The following is an 18,299-nucleotide window of genomic DNA, read 5'->3' on the forward strand; positions in this document are numbered from 1 at the left end:
CCGCGGGTCATCCCCGGTCCGTGGAGAGGATGCTGACGGCGGACACCGCGGTGGGGCCGCCGATGTTGTGGGCGAGGCCGATGCGGGCTCCGTCCACCTGGTTCGCGGCCGTGCCGCGCAGCTGCTCGAACAGTTCGACGCACTGCGCGACACCGGTGGCCCCCGGCGGGTGGCCCTTCCCCTTGAGCCCGCCACTGGGGTTGACGGGGAGCCGGCCGCCGACGCTGGTGACGCCGTCCTCGACCAGCTTGTGCGCGCCGAACCGGTCGGCGAAGCCCAGGTCCTCGTACGAGATGAGCTCCACGCCGGTGAAGCAGTCGTGCACCTCGGCCACGTCGATGTCGGCGGGCGTGATCCCGGCCATGGCCATCGCCTGGCGGGCGGCACGCACGGTGGCGGGGAACGTGGTCATGTCGGGCTTGTGCTGGTGCATCACCCGGTCGAGGCCGAGACCGACGCCCCGCACCCACACGGGGTTGTCGGTGTAGCGGTCGGCGACCTCCTCCCCCACCACCAGCAGGGCTGCGGCGCCGTCGCTCTGCGGAGTGCAGTCGAAGAGACCGAACGGCTCGACGACCATCGGGGCGTTCAGCACCTGTTCGACGGTGATCTCGAAACGGAGCTGGGCCTTGGGGTTGCTGACGGCGTGCTTGTGGTTCTTCACCGCGACCATCGCCATGTGCTCGCGGGTGGCCGGCGATTCGTGGAGGTAACGCCTCACGTGCAGGGCGAAGTTCGCCGGGGCGACAAGGCCGAGGGGGTAGTCCCACGCGGTGTCGCGGGTCATGCCGGCCCACTCCCAGAAGGTGGAGCGGGTGGAGGACTCCCGGACCTTGTCGCCGCCGACCACCAGGGCCACGTCCACCGCGCCGGAGGCCACCGCGAAGGTGGCGTTGCGCAGGGCGTCGTTGCCGGTGGCGCAGGCGTTCTCGACGCGGGTGACGGGGACGTCCTCCAGTCCGCAGCTGTCGGCGAGGATGCCGGCCGGGAACCCGTCGGTGGTGGACAGCTCACCGAACCAGGCCGCCTGGATGTCGGCGCGGTCGAAGCCCTTGTCGACGGAGCGCTCGCACTCCGCCACGGCCATGGGCAGCAGGTCCTTGATACCGAGATCGAAATGTTCGGCGAAGCGGGTCATGCCCGCTCCCACAACGGCGACCCTTCTCATCGGGCGGCCTCCTTGACGGTGTCGGGGCCCGGGCTGCGCCGCCCTCGGTGTCGGGCCAGAACGCGTATCCGTAGTCGGGGACTCCGGAGCGGACCGCGACCCGGCGCAGGGTCATCCGGCCGGTCCGGCCGATACCGATGTCGCCGGGGGCGGCCGCGGTGGTGCGGACCAGGACGCGTACGTCGGTGTCCGCGAGCTGGACCAGGGCCAGGTCGTACGGGGAGGCCATACCGGGGACGGGGACGTGCACGGTGACGCAGGTGTAGACCTCCGCACGGCGCGGCAGGGGGACGTCCCCCAGCCGGCCTCGGCGCCGCAACCGCGGCAGCGGTGGCGGGGCGGGTAGGCGAGGGTCCCGCAGCCCCCGCATCTGGCGGCCTCCCAGCGGACCTTGGGTTCGAACGCGCGGTCGTAGGCGGCGAGCGAGATCGGAATGGGAAGCCCGGGGGTGGTGCGCGTGGCGGGGACGGGCCGCGCCTCGGGTTCGACACGGCGCACCGTGGCGCGCCCGGTGGTGTCCTCACCGACAGCGGCCATGGTCATCGTGGCCTGTTCGGCGGCGAGCAGGGTACCAGGGGTGCCGGACCCGGCCATCTCAGCGAGCGCGAAGAGCACAGCGGAGGCACCGAAGGTCGGCAGCCGAGGCGACCGTCCCGCGCTCAGCGCGCGAGCGTCCCTGTCAGCGAGACCAGCGACCACATCCGGAGTGACCTCCGGTCCGGTCTGTTCGAGGGAGGCCCGCAGGCCGCGTTCGCGCAGCAGGCGCGGGTCGTCGTAGTCGTGGACCACGCCGTCCGGTGTGCGGGTGCGCACGGGGAGGCTGCGCGCGAGGCGGCGCAGGGACCGCAGGCTCAGTCCGGTGCCGCCGGTGAGGACGGCTCCGGCGCCGGCCGGCCGCAGGTCGGCGGCGACGACCAGGGTGTGGGGGCGGGCCGAGAGGACCGCGTCGAGGGCCGCCGGGGCGCCGCCGAGGCGTTCGACGACCTCGACGTCTGCGGGCAGGCCGAGTCCGGCGAGCAGGACCGCGGCGCCGCCGCCTTCGATCAGCGGCAGGTCACGGGTGACCAGGACGATCCGTTCGACGGCCTCCTTCGTGACCGTGCCGTCCAGGGCCGCCCGGCCGGCCTCGACGGCCAGGGTGAGGGCGTCCTCGTCCGGCCCGGCCGTCCGGCTGCCGGACTCCCCCCAGGGCGGGAGATAGGTGCTGACCGCGCGTATGCGGCTCATGGCTGCTGCTCCTTTCGTTGCGCGGGCCCGGGTGGTCCGGGACGAAGCCGCCCCGACCGGGGCCCGAAGCGGACCGGTCACCGGCGGGACAGGGAGGCGATGCCGCCGGGGAGGACGCCGAAGACCCGGCGCAGACCGGAGTCGATCTCCTCGGCCGAGAGCCGCTCGCCGCCGGCGGCGGTGTGGCCGTCCAGCACCGTCCACGGCTGCACACGGTGGACGGTGTTGCCGTCCACGCGCAGGACCGCGCCGCTGAGCCAGCCCGACTCGGCGGAGGCCAGCCAGGCGACCACGGGCGAGCTGTTCTCCGGGTCCATCGGGTCCCATCCCCCGGACCGGGACTCCTCGGCCATGCCGACGGAGGTGGTCATCCGGGTGCGGGCCACGGGCGAGACGGCGTTGGCGGTGACTCCGTAGCGCGCCATCTCCATGGCCGTGACCAGGGTGAGGTTGGCGATGCCGGCCTTGGCCGCACCGTAGACGGCCTGGCCGACGTTGCTGGCCAGACCGGCGCCGGACGTGGTGTTGACGATGCGTCCGGCGACCTGCTCCCCGGTGGCGCGGGCGACCTCGCGCCAGTGGGCGCAGGCGTGGTGCGTGAGGGCCATGGTGCCCTTGAGATGGACGGCGAGGACCTGGTCGACGTCCTCCTCGCGGAGCCTGGTGATCATCCCGTCGCGCAGGATGCCCGCGTTGTTGACGACGGCGTCCAGCCGTCCGTAGCGCTCGACGATGCGGCCCACCATGGCGCCGACGCCGTCCCAGTCGGTGACGGAGGCCATGTCGGCGACGGCCTCGCCGCCGAGCTTGACGATCTCAGCGGCGACCTCCTCGGCCGGTGACTCCCCCACGTCGTCGCCGCGCAGGCCGACTCCCAGGTCGTTGACGACGACCGTGGCCCCATGCCGCGCCAGTTCCAGACAGTGGGCGCGGCCTATCCCGCGGCCCCCTCCCGTGACGACAACGACACGGCCCTTCAGCATGCCCGGCATCTACGCTCCCTCTCACACGTATCGCATCCAGTTCATTTAGCTTAAGATTTAAGCTACATGAACGTCCACCCCCGCACACCCCATGGCCCAAGGACCGCCCCGCGCCGGCTCGCACCCCTCGCACCGGCTCACGGGCACCGTTCGCCATGGTGGTGCGCGCGTCCGGCTCGGACCTGACCGGGGCGACGAGCCACCACGCGACGCCTCGGCAGGGAAGACCGCCTCCGCACGACCACCCGGAAAGGGACGCCCGACCTCCATGGAACCGCAGCATCTACGCATCGACCGGGACGACCGGACCGGAGTCGTCGTGGTCACCCTGGACCAGCCGCCGGTCAACGCGCTCGACGAGCGCAGCTACGCCGAACTCACCCACGTCTTCGACTCGTTCGGCCATGACCGGACCACCCGTGCGGTGGTGCTCGCCGCGGCGGGACGGGTCTTCTGCGCCGGCGGGGACATCCGCGCGACGGAGCGCCGGCTCGCGGGCGGCGGGGACGCGGGGCCGCGCCACCAGCTCGACCCCGGGCTCGCGCCCCGCGCCTGCCTGACCGCGATCCGCACCTGCCCGGTGCCGGTCGTCGCGGCGGTGGGCGGGGCCGCCGTCGGCGCGGGTCTCGCCATGGTCAGCCAGTGCGATGTGATCCTCGCCTCCTCCGCGGCCCGGTTCGGCATGACGGAGATCAACGTGGGCGTGCTGGGCGGCTACACCCACCTCCAGCGCCTGGTGGGCCCCTACAAGGCGCGCGCCATGTACTTCACCGGCGAGCTGGTCGAAGCCGCCGAGATGTACCGGTTCGGGGCGATCGCGGAGGTCACCTCGCCGGACGAGCTGGCCGTCCGGGCGCGGGATGTCGCGGAGGCGATCGCCGCCAAGAGCCCGGTCGCCGTGCGGCTGGCGAAGGAGGCCATCCTGCGCTCCGAGCATCTGCCGGTGGACCAGGCCTATCCGATCGAGCAGGAGTACACCGCGCGCCTGTCCCGGTTCGACGACTCGGCCGAGGCTCGGGCCGCGTTCCTGGAGAAGCGCGAACCCGTATTCCGGTGGCAGTGAGCCGTGCGCAGCGGACCATGCGCAGTGAGGAACGGGCGGCAGGCGCTCCGCACGGAGCACCGAGGCCCCAGCATCCGAGGAGTATGACCTGATGGAGTTCACGTACAGCGAGGAGCAGGAGGACCTGCGCCGCACGGTGCGGGCGTTCCTGGAGCGCGGCGCACCGCTCTCCGAGGTGCTGCGCACGGCGACCGAGGGAGGCGGTCACGACCGCCGGCTCTGGCAGCGGATGGCCGGCGAACTCGGCCTGCACGGGCTGGCCCTGCCCGTGGAGTACGGCGGCGCCGGTTTCGGGCCGGTGGAACTCGGCGCGGTACTGGAGGAGACGGGCCGGGCACTGCTGTGCGCGCCGTTCTTCTCCTCGGTGGTGCTCGCCGCCCAGGCCGTCGTCGACAGTGCGGACAAGGCCGCGGCCGCCGCGCTGCTGCCCGGTATCGCCTCCGGGGACACGGTCGCCGTGCTGGCGCTCACCGGCGACTGCACCGGCGACGGTCCCGCGCTGCCGGTCAGGGCGGTCTACCGGGCCGGTGAGTGGCGGCTGACCGGCACGGTCCGCCCGGTGCCCGACCTGTGCGCGGCGGACCGGCTGCTGGTCCCCGCCCGGACGGAGGACGGCATCGGGTTGTTCTCGCTCTCCTCGGACACGCCGGGCGTCGGCGTCGCCCCGCTGCCCTCCCTCGACCCGACCCGCCCGGTCGGCGTGCTGGACCTCGCGGACGCGGCCGCGGAGCCGCTCGGCGAGCCGGGCAACGCCTGGCCGGGGCTGCGGCACACCCTCGACGTGGCCCTGGCGGCGCTGGCGGCCGAGCAGGTGGGAGGCGCGGCGGCGGTCCTGGACATGTCGGTCGCCCACGCGAGCACCCGGCACCAGTTCGGCCGTCCCATCGGCGGGTTCCAGGCGATCAAGCACCACTGTGCGAACATGCTGGTCGATATCGAGTCGGCACGGGCCACGGCGCACTACGGGCTGCTGGCGGCCGAGGCGGACGCGCCGGACCTGCCTCTGGCGGCGAGCGCGGCCAAGGCGTTCTGCTCGGCGGCGTTCACCCGCTGCGCGGAGACCACCATTCAGATCCACGGCGGCATCGGCTTCACCTGGGAGCATCCCGCCCACCTCTATCTCAAGCGGGCCAAGGCGACGGAGGCATTCCTGGGCTCCCCCCGCGCCCACTTGGAGGCGGTCGCGGTCCGGGCCGGGATCTGACCGCCGACCGGTCGCTATATAGTTATATATTATTGATGATTCATCGATCTGGTCCTATTCTTGGACACCGGCCGCCCACAGCACGGCCGCTGGAGGGGAGCATGAACCACCGAGCCATTGACCGCGCCGCCCTCGCGCGGGATCCGGCCGCATACGGCCGGGCGCTGCGCACGCATCTGTCCGAGGACCCGGCACTGAAACAGTGGCGCACCACCGGGCACGTCAGCACCGAGGAACGGATGGCCGCCCATGCCCGGCTGATGGGACATCTCCACGAGACCGGCTGGAACCGCTACGGCTGGCCCGAGGAGGCCGGCGGCCTGGGCGGCGACGAGCGGCACCGGGCCGTCCTCTACGACGAGCTGGCGGCGGCCGGGCTTCCCCTGCCGGGACCGCACATGCTCCTGGAGACCCTCGGCCCGCCCACCATCCGCTTCGCCCCCCATCTGGCCGCCCGGCATCTGCCCGCGTACCTGCGCGGCGAGGAGTGGTGGGGGCAGGGGTTCTCCGAGCCGGAGGCGGGCAGCGACCTGGCCGGGCTGCGGTGCCGGGCCCGCCGCGAGGGCGACGTCTATGTCGTCAGCGGGCAGAAGCTGTGGACCAGCCACGGAGCGACCGCCACCCGGCTGGTCTGCCTGGTGCGCACCGGCACATGGGAATCCCGCCACCGGGGCCTGTCCATGCTGATGATCGATGCCGACGCGCCCGGCGTGACCACCCGGCCGATCGCCCTGGCCAGCGGGGACAACGAACTCGCCGAGGTCTTCTTCGAGGACGTCGTGGTCCCCGCCGACCGGCTGGTCGGTCAGGAGGGGCAGGGCTGGGAGGTGGCCATGTACCTGCTCCAGTTCGAGCGCGCCATGTACGCCTGGATGAGCTCCGCGGAGGCGCTGCGCAGGCTGCGTGAACTGCGGGACGCCGTGGCCGGTCGCGTCGCGGCCGGAAAGCCGCTGCCCGACGGCGCGGCGCTGCGGCTGGGCACCTGCTACGCGGACCTCACCGCACTGCGCGCCCGCAGCGCGCAGACGGTGCGCCGGCTGGCGTCCGGCCGGATCGTGGGTCCGGAAGCGAGCGTGGACAAGGTGCTGCTCGCCACCGCCGAGACCGGGCTGTTCGACCTGGCCAGGGACCTGCTGGGCACGGGCTTCGTGCTCGGTTCCGACCCGGAGGCCGCACGGTGGCGGGCGGACTGGTGGTACAGCCGTTCCGCCACCATCCTCGGCGGCTCCGCCGAGGTGCAGCGCACCATCCTCGCCGACCACGTCCTCGGGCTGCCCAAGGAGGCCAAGGCATGACCGGCACACCATCCACCGACGCCGCCGCGGGCCTCGACGCGGCGACGGCCGAGCTGCTCACCGAGTCGCTGCGCGAACTGTTCGCCGCCCATCCGGACGGCTCGGGCCTCGCCGGGGCACTCGCCGAACTCGGCTGGTCCGATGTCCAGGACCAGGACCCGGCAGGCGCCGTCACCCTGCTGTTCACCGAGCACGGCCGGGCGCTGGCCGCCTCGTCCCTGCTGGACGACGTCGTGCTCGCCGCCCTGCCCGACGGTCCCGCCCAGGTGCTGTACTCCTGCGGCGACTGCGGGACCCTGCTGCGGCCCTACGACCCGGCCGCCGAGGTGCTCGTGCTCGGCGAGGACGGGACGGCTCGGGTCCTGCCGCCCGGCGCACTCGCCCCTCGCCCGCTGGACGCCTTCGACACCGCCCCCGGCCGGTTCACCGCCGTGGCGGGCCCCGAGGGCACCGCGCTCGCCTCCGACGCCGGAGAGCGCGCGGTCGCGGCGGCACACCGGGCGCTGGCGGCCGAGCTCATCGGTGTCTGCCAGTCCGCGCTGGACCTCGCCGTGCAGCACACCTCCGCCCGCTTCCAGTACGGGCGGCCCCTCGCCACCTTCCAGGCGGTCCGGCACCGGCTGTCCGAGTCCCATGTCGCCCTGGAGGCGGCGCGGGCGACGCTCGGCGTGGCGTGGGACGACGGCGGCGCCTGGGCTGCTCGGGTGGCCAAGATCCGGGCCGGGCAGGCGCAGGAGCAGGTGACACGCGCCGCCTTGCAGGTGTTCGGGGCGATGGGCCTGACTCTGGAGAGCCCGCTGCACCGGCACGTCACCCGCGCCGCCTTCCTGGATCTGCTGCTCGGTGGCCACCGTGCCCTCGCCGAGCGCACCGGCGCCGAGATCCTCGCCGGAGCGGACCCCGCACCCCTCGTCGCGATCGGCTGACCTCCGCCCGACCCCCCTGCTCACCCCGCAAGGAGCCCGCAGATGGCAAAGTCACCCCCGGACATCAGTCCCGACGAATTCGCCGCCGAGGCACGCCGCTTCCTCGACGCCCACGCCGAAAGGGCTGCCCGTTCCGGGGCGTTCGTGTGGGGCGAGGGCGACGACCGGATGGCGTACTTCTCCACCGACCCGCCCGAGGTGGAGAAGGAGAAGGTGCGCGCCGCCCAGGCCTGGCAGCGCGTGCGCTACGAGAACGGCTTCGGCTGGATCACCGGGCCCCCCGAGTTCGGCGGTCGCGGTCTGACACCCGTGCACGACATGGTGTACGACACGGTGGAGTCCGAGTACGAGGTGCCGGACACCGGGACGCTCAGCGTGGTCGGCCTCGGCATGATCGGACCGACGATCCTGGCGCACGCGCAGCCGGAGATCCGGGACCGCTGGCTGCCGGCCATGTACCGCGGTGACGCGATCGCCTGCCAGCTCTTCAGCGAGCCCGGCGCCGGCTCGGACCTGGCCGGGCTGGCGACGCGGGCGGTGCGCGACGGCGACACCTGGGTGATCGACGGGCAGAAGGTGTGGACGTCGGTCGCCCATCACGCCCACATCGGCGTCGCGCTGACCCGCACCGACCCGGACGCACCCAAGCACCGCGGGATCACCGCCTTCCTGATCCCGATGGACTCCCCGGGCGTCGAGGTGCGGCCGTTGCGGCAGATGAGCGGCGGTGCCGACTTCAACGAGGTGTTCCTCACCGGTGTCCGCGTCCCCGATTCGCACCGCCTGGGCGAGGTGAACGGCGGCTGGACGGTGGCGCTGACCACCTTGATGAACGAGCGCGCCACCGTCGGCAACGAGGGCGCCGGCCCCGCCGCCGACGCCCTGGATCCGGTGCGGCTGGCCGCGCTGCTGAAGGCCGCGGGCCACGAGGGCGACGGCGCGCTGCGCGGCCGGCTGGCCGATCTGATGGCCGACAACCAGGCCACCGGCCATCTCAACGCCCGTGCCCTGCGCCGGATGTGCGGCGGTGCCACCCCCGGCCCGGAGATGTCGGTGTCCAAGCTGATGTTCGCCCAGAACCTCACCGGCGCCGCCCACTTCGCCGCCGACGTGCTCGGGCCGCGGTCCGTCGCCGACACCGGCCGCTGGGGAACGTACGCCTGGTCGGAGCTGCTGCTGTCGACCCCGGCGCTGCGGATCCTCGGCGGCACCGAGGAGATCATGAAGAACATCCTGGCCGAGCGGGTCCTGAGGCTGCCCAAGGACGCCGGCATCGACAACCGCTCCCCGTTCCGCGAGCTGAGCCGTCCCGGCGCGGAAGGAGGTGCCGCGTGACCACCGTCGTCCCGCCGCGCACCGAGATCTCCACCGACGCCGAACTCGCCGACCTCCGGTCCGCCGTCCGCGACTTCCTCGCCGCCAAGTCGTCCGAGGAGGCGGTGCGCGCGCTGCTGGGCGCGGAGCCCCGCTTCGACGCGGCCGTGTGGGAGCAGCTCTGCGCCCAGTTGCGGCTGCCCGCCCTCGCCGTGCCCGAGGAGTACGGCGGCGACGGCTTCGGTCTCGTCGAGCTGTGCACCGCGCTGGAGGAGGCCGGGCAGAGTCTGCTGTGCTCGCCGCTGCTGTCCACCACCCTTGCCTCCCAGACCCTGCTGCTGACCGGGGACGACGAGGCCTGCGCCCGGTACCTGCCGTCGCTGGCCGAGGGCCGGACCACGGCGACGGTCGCGGTCACCGAGGAGTCCGGCTCCTGGCGGCCGGACGCTGTCACGGCCCGCGCCGAGCCGGAGTCCTCCCCCGGCGCGTGGACCCTGACCGGGACCAAGTACTTCGTCGCCGACGGTACGACCGCCGACTGGCTGCTGGTCCTCGCCCGGACCGGCGCCGGCCTGTCGCTGTTCGCGGTGGAGCGCACCGCCTCGGGGGTGGGCACCGCGCAGATGCCGGTGCGGGACGAGACGCGCGCCCTGGCCGCCGTCACCTTCGAGGCCGCCCCCGCCCGGCTCGTCGGCCACGACGGGGACGGCGGCCAGCTGCTCGCCGAGGTCCTCGACGTGGCCGCGGTCCTGGTCGCGGCCGAACAGGCCGGCGGTGCGCGCCGCTGTCTGGAGACCGCTTCCGAGTACGCCCGCACCCGGCATCAGTTCGGCCGGCCGATCGGCGGCTTCCAGGCGGTCAAGCACAAGTGCGCCGACATGCTCGTGCGGGCGGAGCTCGCGGAGGCCGCCGCCCGTGAGGCGGCGCGCCTGCACGACCTGGCCGATCCCGGCTTCGCCGCTGCCGCCGCCACCGCGCACTCCGTCGCCTCGCGGGCCTACCTGTTCTGCGCGACCGAGGGCATCCAGGTCCACGGCGGCATCGGTTTCACCTGGGAGCATCCCGCCCACCTGTACTTCCGTCGCGCCAAGTCCTCCCAGCTGCTGCTCGGGGGCCCGGCCGAGTACGGCGAGCGGCTGCTCGACCGCCTCGGCATCTGATCGCCACCCACCGATAGGGAACACCCTCGATGACGTTCACCCTGCCTCCCGAGCTGACTCTGGAGTCGGACGGACCGGTCCGCATCCTCACCATGAACAACCCCGAGCAGCTGAACGCGTTCACCGACCCGCTGCACGAGGCCATGGAGTACGTCTGGGCGCATCTCGCCCAGGACCCCGAGTGCCGTGCCGTGGTGCTGACGGGGGCCGGCCGCGCGTTCAGCGCGGGCGGCAACATCCCGAGCTTCATCCGCGACTACGAGGACCCGGAGCACCGGCGGGCCTCCCTGCGCAAGGCGCGCCGCCTGGTGGACGAGATGCTCGGCACGCATCTGCCGGTCATCGCCGCCGTCAACGGCCCGGCCGTGGGCCTGGGGTGCAGCGTGGCGACGATGTCCGACCTGGTCCTGATGGCCGAGGGCTCGTACCTGGCCGACACCCATGTGAGCATCGGCCTGGTCGCCGGTGACGGCGGCGCCGCGCTGTGGCCGCTGATGACCAGCATCCTGAAGGCCAAGGAGTACCTGTTCACCGGGGCCAGGATCCCGGCCGAGGAGGCCGTCGCCATGGGGCTGGCCAACCGGGTCGTGCCGGCGGACAGGCTGCGGGAGGAGGCGCTCGCCCTGGCCCACAGCATCGCGGCGCTGCCCCCGCAGGCGGTCCAGGAGACCAAGCGGGCCATCAACCTGCACCTTCAGCAGGCGGCGAACACGGTCCTGCCGTTCGCGCTGGCCGCGGAGGGCGAGTCGTTCGGCACGGACGACCTGCGCAAGACCATCGAGCGTTTCCGCTCACGCTGACGGGTGCGGCCGGGCGGGGGGAGGCGCGAGCCCCCGCCCGGCCGCACCCGGTCACGCGACCGCGCAGGGGGGACGGCCGCCGGGCCGTCCCCCCTGCGCGCTTCCGTCTACTTGATGTCTTAATTATTAAGCTATATGCTCGGGATATCGAACACAGACGGAGGAGCCCGCCGATGGCCGCTCAGTTCACCGATGCGCCGATCTTCGACGCCGACAGCCACATGTACGAGACCCCGGATGCCCTCAAGCGGCATCTGCCGGAGAAGTACCAGCAGGCTGTGCAGTTCGTTCAGATCGGCCGGCACACCCGGATCTCCATCCTGAACCGGATCACCGAGTTCATCCCGAACCCCACGTTCGACCGCGTCGCCGCCCCCGGTGCCCACGTGGACTTCTACGCGGGCACCAACACCGAGGGGAAGTCGCTGCGCGAGCTCAGCGGCAAGGGTATCGACGCCCTGCCCGCCTTCCGCGAGCCCGGCGCCCGCCTCAAGGTCCTGGACGAGCAGGGTGTCGACGGGGCGCTGGTCTTCCCGACCCTCGCCAACCTGGTCGAGCACTCCGCCTCCGAGGACCCCGAGCTGGTCGTCGCGATGATCCACGCGCTCAACCAGTGGATGCTGGAGCAGTGGGGGTTCGTCCAGGAGAACCGGCTCTTCATGATGCCGGTCATCAGCATGGCCCTGGTCGAGGAGGCCCAGCGCGAGCTGGACTTCGTCCTGCAGAACGGGGCCAGGGGCGTCCTGATCAAGCCGGCCCCGGTCAAGGGCTTCAAGGGCTGGCGCTCACCGGCGCTGCCGGAGTTCGACCCGTTCTGGCGCGATGTCGAGGCCGCCGGCATCCCGGTGATGCTGCACGCCAGCCAGCCCCCCCTGAGCGACTACATCAACATGTGGGAGCCCCCGCACACCAACAACTTCATGGACATGAGCCCGTTCCGCTGGGCCGTCCTCGGGCACCGCGAGATCTCGGACATGGTCGCGAGCCTCATCCTGCACGGCACCCTGACCCGCTTCCCGAAGCTGCGCATCGGCAGCGTGGAGAACGGCAGCTCCTGGATCAGGCCGCTCATCCATGACCTGCAGGACGTGTACAGGAAGATGCCCCGCGAGTTCCAGGAGGACCCGGTGCAGGTCCTTCGCCGGAACCTGTGGGTCAGCCCGTTCTGGGAGGGCAACGTCGCCGACGTGGTCGAGCAGGTGGGCTGGGACAAGGTCCTCTTCGGCTCCGACTACCCGCACCCGGAGGGACTGGAGGAGCCGAAGGGCTTCTACCGCTACGCCGAGGGCATGGACGAGCAGCGCACCCGGGACTTCATGGGTGACAACGCCCGCCGGCTCCTCGGACTGCCCGTCAAGAACCCCAACCCGCCGAAGGTCGCGGCGGCCTGACCGGAGACCTGACCGGACAGGAGCCCGTGTCCCGCACCGGACGGTGCGGGACACGGGCTCTTCCGTCGCCGTCTCCGCAGCCTTCACGTCCTCTCCTCGACCGCCATGAACCGCCCCCGCCCCCCGGTCTCGGCCGGGGGCGGGGGCGGGGGCGGGGGCGGGGTCGGGGGGCTCAGCGCGCGTCCAGCTCCGCCAGGGAGGCCCGCATGGCGGCGAGGCGCCGGTCAGCGAGGTCCCGAGCGGCCCCGGTCAGCCCGGGAACCTCCGCCTCGGCCTCCCGAATCGCTGCCCGGAGGCGTTCGGCGGCCTCGTCGAGGGTGAGGATGTCCTGGTCCACCCAGTCGTCCTGGGCGATCTGCTTGATCGGCTGCCTGTCCACGGCCGGACCTCAGTCCTGCTTCCCGGCCGTGGGGGCGGGTTCGGCGGCGGGCAGGTTGTACAGGCGCCGGGCGTTCAGCTCGACCATCCTGTGCACCTCCTCGTCCGGGATGTCCGCGAAGGCCGCCTCGGCGCGCTTGCGGCTGGCCGGCCAGTACGAGTCCGAGTGCGGGTAGTCGCACTCCCAGGTGATCCGGTCGACACCGATGACATGGCGGTTGGCCAGTCCGAAGGAGTCGTCGATGAAACAGCCGTGGAAGTGCCTGGCGAAGAGCTCCGAGGGCGTCACCTCCTGGTTGATGTTCTGGTAGTAGCGGTGCTTGCGCCAGGTGTCGTCGGCGCGCTCGACGATGTACGGGATCCAGCCGATGCCGCCCTCGGACAGGCCGATCTTCAGGTCGGGATGCTTGTGCAGCGCCGGGGAGAACAGCCAGTCCGCAGTGGCGTGCATGCTGTTGGCGCCCATGAGGTTGATCATGACGGCGAACGGCGCGTCCTTGGCGATCTGCGGAATGGACTTCTCGCCCCCGCTGCCGAAGTGCTGGCAGAGCGGTATCCCCGCCTCCTCCGCCGCGGAGAAGATCGGATCCCAGTAGTCGGTGTGGATGGAGGGCAGCCCCAGTGCGTGCGGAAGGTCGGGGAAGCTGATGGCCTTGGCGCCCTTGGCGACGGTGCGGTGGATCTCCCGCACGGCCAACTGCGGGTCCCACAGCGGCAGGATGACGACCGGGATCAGCCGGCCGGGGGCGGCGGCGCACCACTCGTCCAGGACGAAGTCGTTGTAGGCCTGGACGCACAGCAGCGCCAGGTTCTTGTCCTCCGCCTCCAGGAAGACCGTGCCGCAGAAACGGGGGAAGGAGGGGAAGCACATCATGGCCTCGACACCGTCGATGTCCATGTCGGCGACCCGGGCCTTGGGGTCCCAGCAGCCTCGGATCATCTCGTCGAACCGGACCGGTTCGACGCCGTACTCCTCGGGGCGCTTGCCGGCGACGGCGTTGAGGCCGATGTACGGGTACGAGCGGCCCTCGTAGAGCCAGGACTGGATCGGCGGCTTGCCCTCACGCGGGGTCTCGACGATCCGCGGGCCGACGTCGCGGTACTTGGCCGGCAGGCGGTCCTGCCAGACCATCGGGTGCTCGATCAGGTGGTCGTCCACCGAAATGAGCTTCATCCATGGCTGCAGTGGCATCGCTGGTACCTCCTTGAGCTGGGGGAATTGCTCGGGATCACTTGGGGGCGAAGCGCTGGGCGCCGTCGAGACGGATCGTCTCGCCGTTCAGGTACGGGTTCTCCAGGATGTGGCGGACCAGTGCCGCGAACTCCTGGGGCCGCCCCAGCCGCCGGGGATTGGGGATGTTGACGGCGAAGGCGGCCAGGGCCTTCTCGCCGACGGACTCCATGATCGGAGTGCGCATGGTGCCGGGTGCGACGGAGACGACCCGCACGCCGACGGGGCCGAGGTCCCGGGCCGCGACGAGGGTCATGCCGACGACTCCCGCCTTGGCCGCCGCGTAGGCGATCTGCCCGATCTGCCCCTCGTAGGCAGCGATGCTGGATGTCATCACGACCGCACCGCGCTGGCCGTCCTCGTCGGGCGCACTGCCGGCGATGGCCGCGCCGGCCAGCCGCAGCACGTTGTAGCTGCCCGTCAAATACAGGTCCACCGTGCGGGTGAAGCCGTCCAGGGGTGCCGGCTTGCCGTCCTTGCCGACGACCCGGTGCGCGACCCCGAAGCCGCCGTGGGCGACCACCGCGTGCCGCAGCACACCCAGGTCGCCGGCGGCCTCGACGGCCCGAGCGACGCTCGCCTCGTCGGTGACATCGGTCCGCACGTAGCGCGCACGGGGGCCGAGTTCGGCGGCGAGCTTCTCCGCCCGCTCGTCGGCCAGGTCGGCGATGATCACCGCCGCCCCGGCTTCCGACACCGTGCGGACGACGGCCTCTCCCAGCCCGCCGGCTCCGCCGGTGACCAGCACGACGCTGTCCGCGAGTTCCATGATTCCGTCCCTCTTCTCGTACGTGGCTTCCTGTCCGCTGCCGGCGCGTGCGCCCGCCGCTCCCGGCTGTGTGTCTGCGGGATCGGCGGGCTCTTCGACCTGGGCGAAGCGCCCGCGCAGGGCGGTCCTGTGGATCTTCCCGGGGCCGGTGCGCGGCGTCTCGCCGACGGTCTCCCTGCCTTCGGGCAGCTTCTGAGTCATGTTCCGGCAGCCTTCGGCCATACGGCTTCACCCGTCAGGCCGAGACCCCGGAACGCGCGGGATTCACGAAGTCGATCGGTCCAGTGCCGTGATGAGCGCATCGGTCGTCGTGAGGGTGGCCAACATGCGCAAGGTGTGGCGCAGGATGCTCTCACCGTGCTCCACCGGGGTCCCGGCGACCGCTTCCCTGGCGATGACGATGCGGAAGCCCTCGTCGGCCAGCTCCGCGGAGGTCACGGGGAGCGCCACGTTCAGCGACACCCCGGCCAGCACCACGGTGGTGACGCCGGCGTTCCGCAGGAGGGAGGCCAGTTCGGTGCCGTGCGTGGGCGAGACGCCGGTGTGGCGGGGCAGCACCAGATCGCCCTCGCCCACGCCGATCTCCTCGACGACCTGCACCGCCGGATGGTCCGCCGTCCAGTCGGCCTGGGAGTCCGCGATCGCCCTCAGCAGGGGGGTGTTGCGGTTGCTCGAACGGTTGTCGAGAGCCGGTACGTAGGTCAGATGGACGACCTGGGCACCGGCCGCGCGGGCGGCGCGGGCCAGCCGACCGATCTCCGGCAGCACCGGCTTGGCAGCGGCGACGAGGTCCGGCATACGGGAGTCCGGGCCGACGACGCCGTTCTGGCACTCGATGATCACCAGAGCGGTCCGGGCGGGATCGATACTGAGCTCGGGGCGGGTCATGCATCCTCCACTACGGAACGGGACGAGGCGGGGTGGCCGGACGCCACCGGATCGGCGCACCGGCGGCGGCAGGGCCGGCGGCGTCACACGGGGCGGGCCCGGCGGCCTTCGCGTCGGCCTTCGCGTCGGCATCGCGCGGCAGTGGGGACCGGCGGGGCGTTCGCGTGCCCGGCCCATCCTTCGGGCGCGGCCGTCCGGCCGTGTCCCGTGTACCCGGCGAACCTCCCATGCCTGGTCTCCCCTCGTACTTCCTCATTGAAGCCTTGAGACGAATAATCTAACTTATTAAGCGCTAGAGCGGAATGCGGAGCGCAAGAGAACCTTGGAAGGCACAGACATGAAGTTCACCCTGGAGTACCCGACGGAACGGTCCGGTCACGACACGGCGTTCCACGACCCGGCGACCATGACCCGCTTTGTGCGGGCTGCGGAGGAGGCCGGTTTTGACGCGATCTGCCTGAGCGAGCACCCGGCGCCCTCCCGCAAGTGGGTCGAGCACGGCGGGCACACCACGTTCGACGCCCCCGTGGTGCTGGCCCACTGGGCGGCGCGCACCGAGCGCATCCGGATGATGACCCACCTGACCGTGCTGCCCTACCGCAATCCCCTGCTGGCCGCGAAGACCCTCACCACCCTGGACCGGATGACGGGCGGGCGGCTCACGGTGGTGGCCGGGGCGGGCTATCTGCGATCGGAGTTCGCGGCGCTCGGCGTCGACTTCGAGGAGCGCAACGCCCTGTTCGACGAGGCCGCCGAGGTGCTGACCCGGGTGTGGTCCGGCGCTCCCCTCACCTTCGAGGGCCGCCACTTCACCGCCCGCGAGCAGATGGTGCGGCCGGGGCCGGTCCAACCGGAACTGCCGCTGTGGATCGGGGGGAACAGCCGCCTGGCCCGCCGCCGTGTCGTCCGGTTCGGGCAGGGCTGGGCCCCGATGTTCACCGGCGGCGAGGTCCAGACCGCCACCACCCGTACCGCCGAGATCCGCACCATCGAGGAACTGGCCGAACGGGTCGAGGAGCTGCGCGAGCAGTTCGAGCAGGCCGGGCGCGATCCGCGCTCCCTCCAGGTGCAGATCAGCCTGCCCGGTGATCCGGGGGACGCTCCCGCACAGCGCCGGGCGCAGGTGGAGCGGCTGGCCGCCGCCGGGGTGACGTGGAGTCTGGTCCACGTCCCCGGCGACAGCCTCGAACACGCTCTGGACGCCGTGGGCCGCTTCGGACAGGATGTCGCCGCAGCCACCCGGTGACGCGGTCCTGCCCCGCGGGTCAGGCCACGGCCGGCTCGCGGGGCAGACCGAGCACGGTCTCCGCGAGGATGTTGCGCTGGACCTCGGAGGCGCCCGCGTAGATGGTCCCGGCCCGCGCGTTGAGATACGTGCCCGTCCAGGAACCGGTGGAGCCGGGCGGCACCCCCGGGTCGTCCGTGCGCAGGGTGCGCAGCGGGCCGCGCCCCTCGGGGGCGAGCGCATCGGGCCCCAGGATCTCCAGGGCGAGCGAGGTGACGGCCTGGTGGTACTCGCTCCAGAACAGCTTGAGCACCGACGACTCGGGGCCCGGCGTGCCGCCCTTCAGATACTGGGTGAGCACCCGGTAGCCGAGATGCCGCATCGCCTCGACCCGGCAGTGGCACCAGGCCAGGCGCTGCCGGATCACCGGGTCCTGCGCCACCCCGCGCTCCTGGGCCAGCTCGATCAGGCGGTCCAGCTCGGCGCGGAAGAGGATGGGCATGGTGGAGGCCTCCTCGCCGCGCTCGAAGCCGAGCAGTGACTTGGCGACCTTCCAGCCGCCGTTGACCGGACCGAGCACCAGGTCGGCGGCGGTCCGCGCGTTGTCGAAGAAGACCTCGCAGAAGTCGCTGTCGCCGTTCATCGTCCGGATCGGCCGCACCTGCACCCCGGGCTGGTCCACCGGGACCAGCAGGAAGGAGATCCCCCGGTGCTTGGAGGCGTCCGGGTCGGTGCGGGCCAGGACGAAGATCCAGTTGGCCCGGTGCGCCTGCGAGGTCCAGATCTTCTGTCCGTTGATCACCCACTCGTCGCCGTCCAGGACCGCGCGGGTGCGCAGCCCGGCCAGGTCGGAGCCGGCCTCCGGTTCGGAGAACCCCTGGCACCAGATGTGCTCATTGCTGAGGATGCGGGGGACGAAGTGCTTCTTCTGCTCCTCGGTTCCCCACAGCAGCAGGATGTTGCCGATCATCTTGATGCTGACCATGTCGCTGATGCCGCCGGTGGGCGCTCCGGCCCGGGTCAGCTCCTCGGCGACCACCACCTGGTGCAGCGCACTGAGGCCGGCGCCGCCGTACTCGACCGGCCAGGTCACGCCGAGCAGCCCCCGGCGGGCCAGTACCGCACGCCAGGATTCGTAGAAGGCCAGAGCCTCCGCGCGGTCCGCGATGGCGCCGACGCCGGCCCAGTCGGCCGGAAGCTCCTCCGCGAGGACCTGCCGCACATACGCGCGGAACTCCTCGGCCTCGGGGGGGTAGACGATGTCCACGGTGCCGACC

General features: G+C 72.2%; 16 protein-coding genes and 2 pseudogenes. 9 read left to right on the plus strand and 9 right to left on the minus strand.

The window, feature by feature from the left end:
• Positions 1 to 7: 7 nt before the first annotated feature.
• The 4 genes and pseudogenes from C7M71_RS00390 to C7M71_RS00400 all read right to left on the minus strand — a co-directional run bounded on the left by C7M71_RS00390 (position 8) and on the right by C7M71_RS00400 (position 3,387).
• Positions 8 to 1,168 (minus strand): thiolase C-terminal domain-containing protein, encoded by a 1,161-nt coding sequence (locus C7M71_RS00390; protein ID WP_111488938.1) that lies wholly within the window; start codon positions 1,166 to 1,168, stop codon positions 8 to 10.
• 187 nt (positions 1,169 to 1,355) lie between these two features.
• A pseudogene (locus tag C7M71_RS33065) lies at positions 1,356 to 1,538 on the minus strand (hypothetical protein); the annotation flags it as partial.
• A pseudogene (locus C7M71_RS00395) lies at positions 1,487 to 2,395 on the minus strand (hypothetical protein); the annotation flags it as partial. The pseudogenes C7M71_RS00395 and C7M71_RS33065, both read right to left, overlap by 52 nt.
• A gap of 77 nt (positions 2,396 to 2,472) precedes the next feature.
• A complete protein-coding gene (locus C7M71_RS00400) occupies positions 2,473 to 3,387 on the minus strand; it encodes an SDR family NAD(P)-dependent oxidoreductase (protein WP_162824086.1) in 915 nt (304 codons plus the stop codon).
• 259 nt (positions 3,388 to 3,646) lie between these two features.
• Here C7M71_RS00400 and C7M71_RS00405 point away from each other — a divergent pair, with 259 nt between their 5' ends.
• The 8 genes from C7M71_RS00405 to C7M71_RS00440 all read left to right on the plus strand — a co-directional run bounded on the left by C7M71_RS00405 (position 3,647) and on the right by C7M71_RS00440 (position 12,531).
• Positions 3,647 to 4,441 (plus strand): enoyl-CoA hydratase-related protein, encoded by a 795-nt coding sequence (locus tag C7M71_RS00405; protein WP_111492920.1) that lies wholly within the window; start codon positions 3,647 to 3,649, stop codon positions 4,439 to 4,441.
• A gap of 91 nt (positions 4,442 to 4,532) precedes the next feature.
• Positions 4,533 to 5,645, plus strand: a complete 1,113-nt coding sequence (locus C7M71_RS00410) for an acyl-CoA dehydrogenase family protein (RefSeq protein WP_111492919.1) — start codon at positions 4,533 to 4,535, stop codon at positions 5,643 to 5,645.
• Between the two features lie 101 nt (positions 5,646 to 5,746).
• Positions 5,747 to 6,940 (plus strand): acyl-CoA dehydrogenase family protein, encoded by a 1,194-nt coding sequence (locus tag C7M71_RS00415; RefSeq protein ID WP_111492918.1) that lies wholly within the window; start codon positions 5,747 to 5,749, stop codon positions 6,938 to 6,940.
• A complete protein-coding gene (locus tag C7M71_RS00420) occupies positions 6,937 to 7,866 on the plus strand; it encodes an acyl-CoA dehydrogenase family protein (RefSeq protein ID WP_111492917.1) in 930 nt (309 codons plus the stop codon). Before C7M71_RS00415 ends, C7M71_RS00420 begins: the two co-directional genes overlap by 4 nt.
• Before the next feature lie 42 nt (positions 7,867 to 7,908).
• Positions 7,909 to 9,201 carry an acyl-CoA dehydrogenase family protein gene (locus C7M71_RS00425; protein ID WP_111492916.1) on the plus strand — a complete coding sequence of 431 codons (1,293 nt, stop codon included), beginning with the start codon at positions 7,909 to 7,911 and terminating at the stop codon, positions 9,199 to 9,201.
• On the plus strand, positions 9,198 to 10,340 hold the full coding sequence (locus C7M71_RS00430; RefSeq protein ID WP_111492915.1) for an acyl-CoA dehydrogenase family protein: 1,143 nt from the start codon (positions 9,198 to 9,200) through the stop codon (positions 10,338 to 10,340). The genes C7M71_RS00425 and C7M71_RS00430 overlap by 4 nt, the downstream gene beginning before the upstream one ends.
• A 29-nt stretch (positions 10,341 to 10,369) precedes the next feature.
• Positions 10,370 to 11,140, plus strand: coding sequence for an enoyl-CoA hydratase/isomerase family protein (locus C7M71_RS00435; protein WP_111492914.1), 771 nt, complete (start codon positions 10,370 to 10,372; stop codon positions 11,138 to 11,140).
• A gap of 173 nt (positions 11,141 to 11,313) precedes the next feature.
• Entirely contained in the window at positions 11,314 to 12,531 is a 1,218-nt protein-coding gene (locus C7M71_RS00440) for an amidohydrolase family protein (protein WP_111492913.1), read from the plus strand.
• A gap of 172 nt (positions 12,532 to 12,703) precedes the next feature.
• On the opposite strand, the gene C7M71_RS00445 is transcribed toward C7M71_RS00440, so the two are convergent.
• The 4 genes from C7M71_RS00445 to C7M71_RS00460 form a co-directional block, all read right to left on the minus strand.
• The gene (locus C7M71_RS00445) at positions 12,704 to 12,910 is read right to left on the minus strand and encodes a hypothetical protein (protein ID WP_229758435.1); all 207 of its coding nucleotides are present in this window, start codon (positions 12,908 to 12,910) and stop codon (positions 12,704 to 12,706) included.
• 9 nt (positions 12,911 to 12,919) lie between these two features.
• The gene (locus C7M71_RS00450; protein WP_111490604.1) at positions 12,920 to 14,101 is read right to left on the minus strand and encodes an amidohydrolase family protein; all 1,182 of its coding nucleotides are present in this window, start codon (positions 14,099 to 14,101) and stop codon (positions 12,920 to 12,922) included.
• 37 nt (positions 14,102 to 14,138) lie between these two features.
• The gene (locus tag C7M71_RS00455; RefSeq protein WP_322975134.1) at positions 14,139 to 15,110 is read right to left on the minus strand and encodes an SDR family NAD(P)-dependent oxidoreductase; all 972 of its coding nucleotides are present in this window, start codon (positions 15,108 to 15,110) and stop codon (positions 14,139 to 14,141) included.
• 63 nt (positions 15,111 to 15,173) lie between these two features.
• Entirely contained in the window at positions 15,174 to 15,797 is a 624-nt protein-coding gene (locus C7M71_RS00460; protein ID WP_162824087.1) for an isochorismatase family protein, read from the minus strand.
• A 337-nt stretch (positions 15,798 to 16,134) separates the two neighbouring features.
• Here C7M71_RS00460 and C7M71_RS00465 point away from each other — a divergent pair, with 337 nt between their 5' ends.
• On the plus strand, positions 16,135 to 17,043 hold the full coding sequence (locus C7M71_RS00465) for an LLM class F420-dependent oxidoreductase (protein WP_111490602.1): 909 nt from the start codon (positions 16,135 to 16,137) through the stop codon (positions 17,041 to 17,043).
• A gap of 19 nt (positions 17,044 to 17,062) precedes the next feature.
• Here the strand turns inward: C7M71_RS00465 and C7M71_RS00470 are convergent, their stop codons facing one another.
• Complete coding sequence (locus C7M71_RS00470) at positions 17,063 to 18,289, minus strand: acyl-CoA dehydrogenase family protein (protein ID WP_111490601.1); 1,227 nt, start codon at positions 18,287 to 18,289, stop codon at positions 17,063 to 17,065.
• Positions 18,290 to 18,299: the final 10 nt, after the last annotated feature.

Origin of the sequence: Peterkaempfera bronchialis (genome assembly GCF_003258605.2) — a bacterium.
In the GTDB taxonomy this organism is placed as follows: Bacteria; Actinomycetota; Actinomycetes; order Streptomycetales; family Streptomycetaceae; genus Peterkaempfera; species Peterkaempfera bronchialis.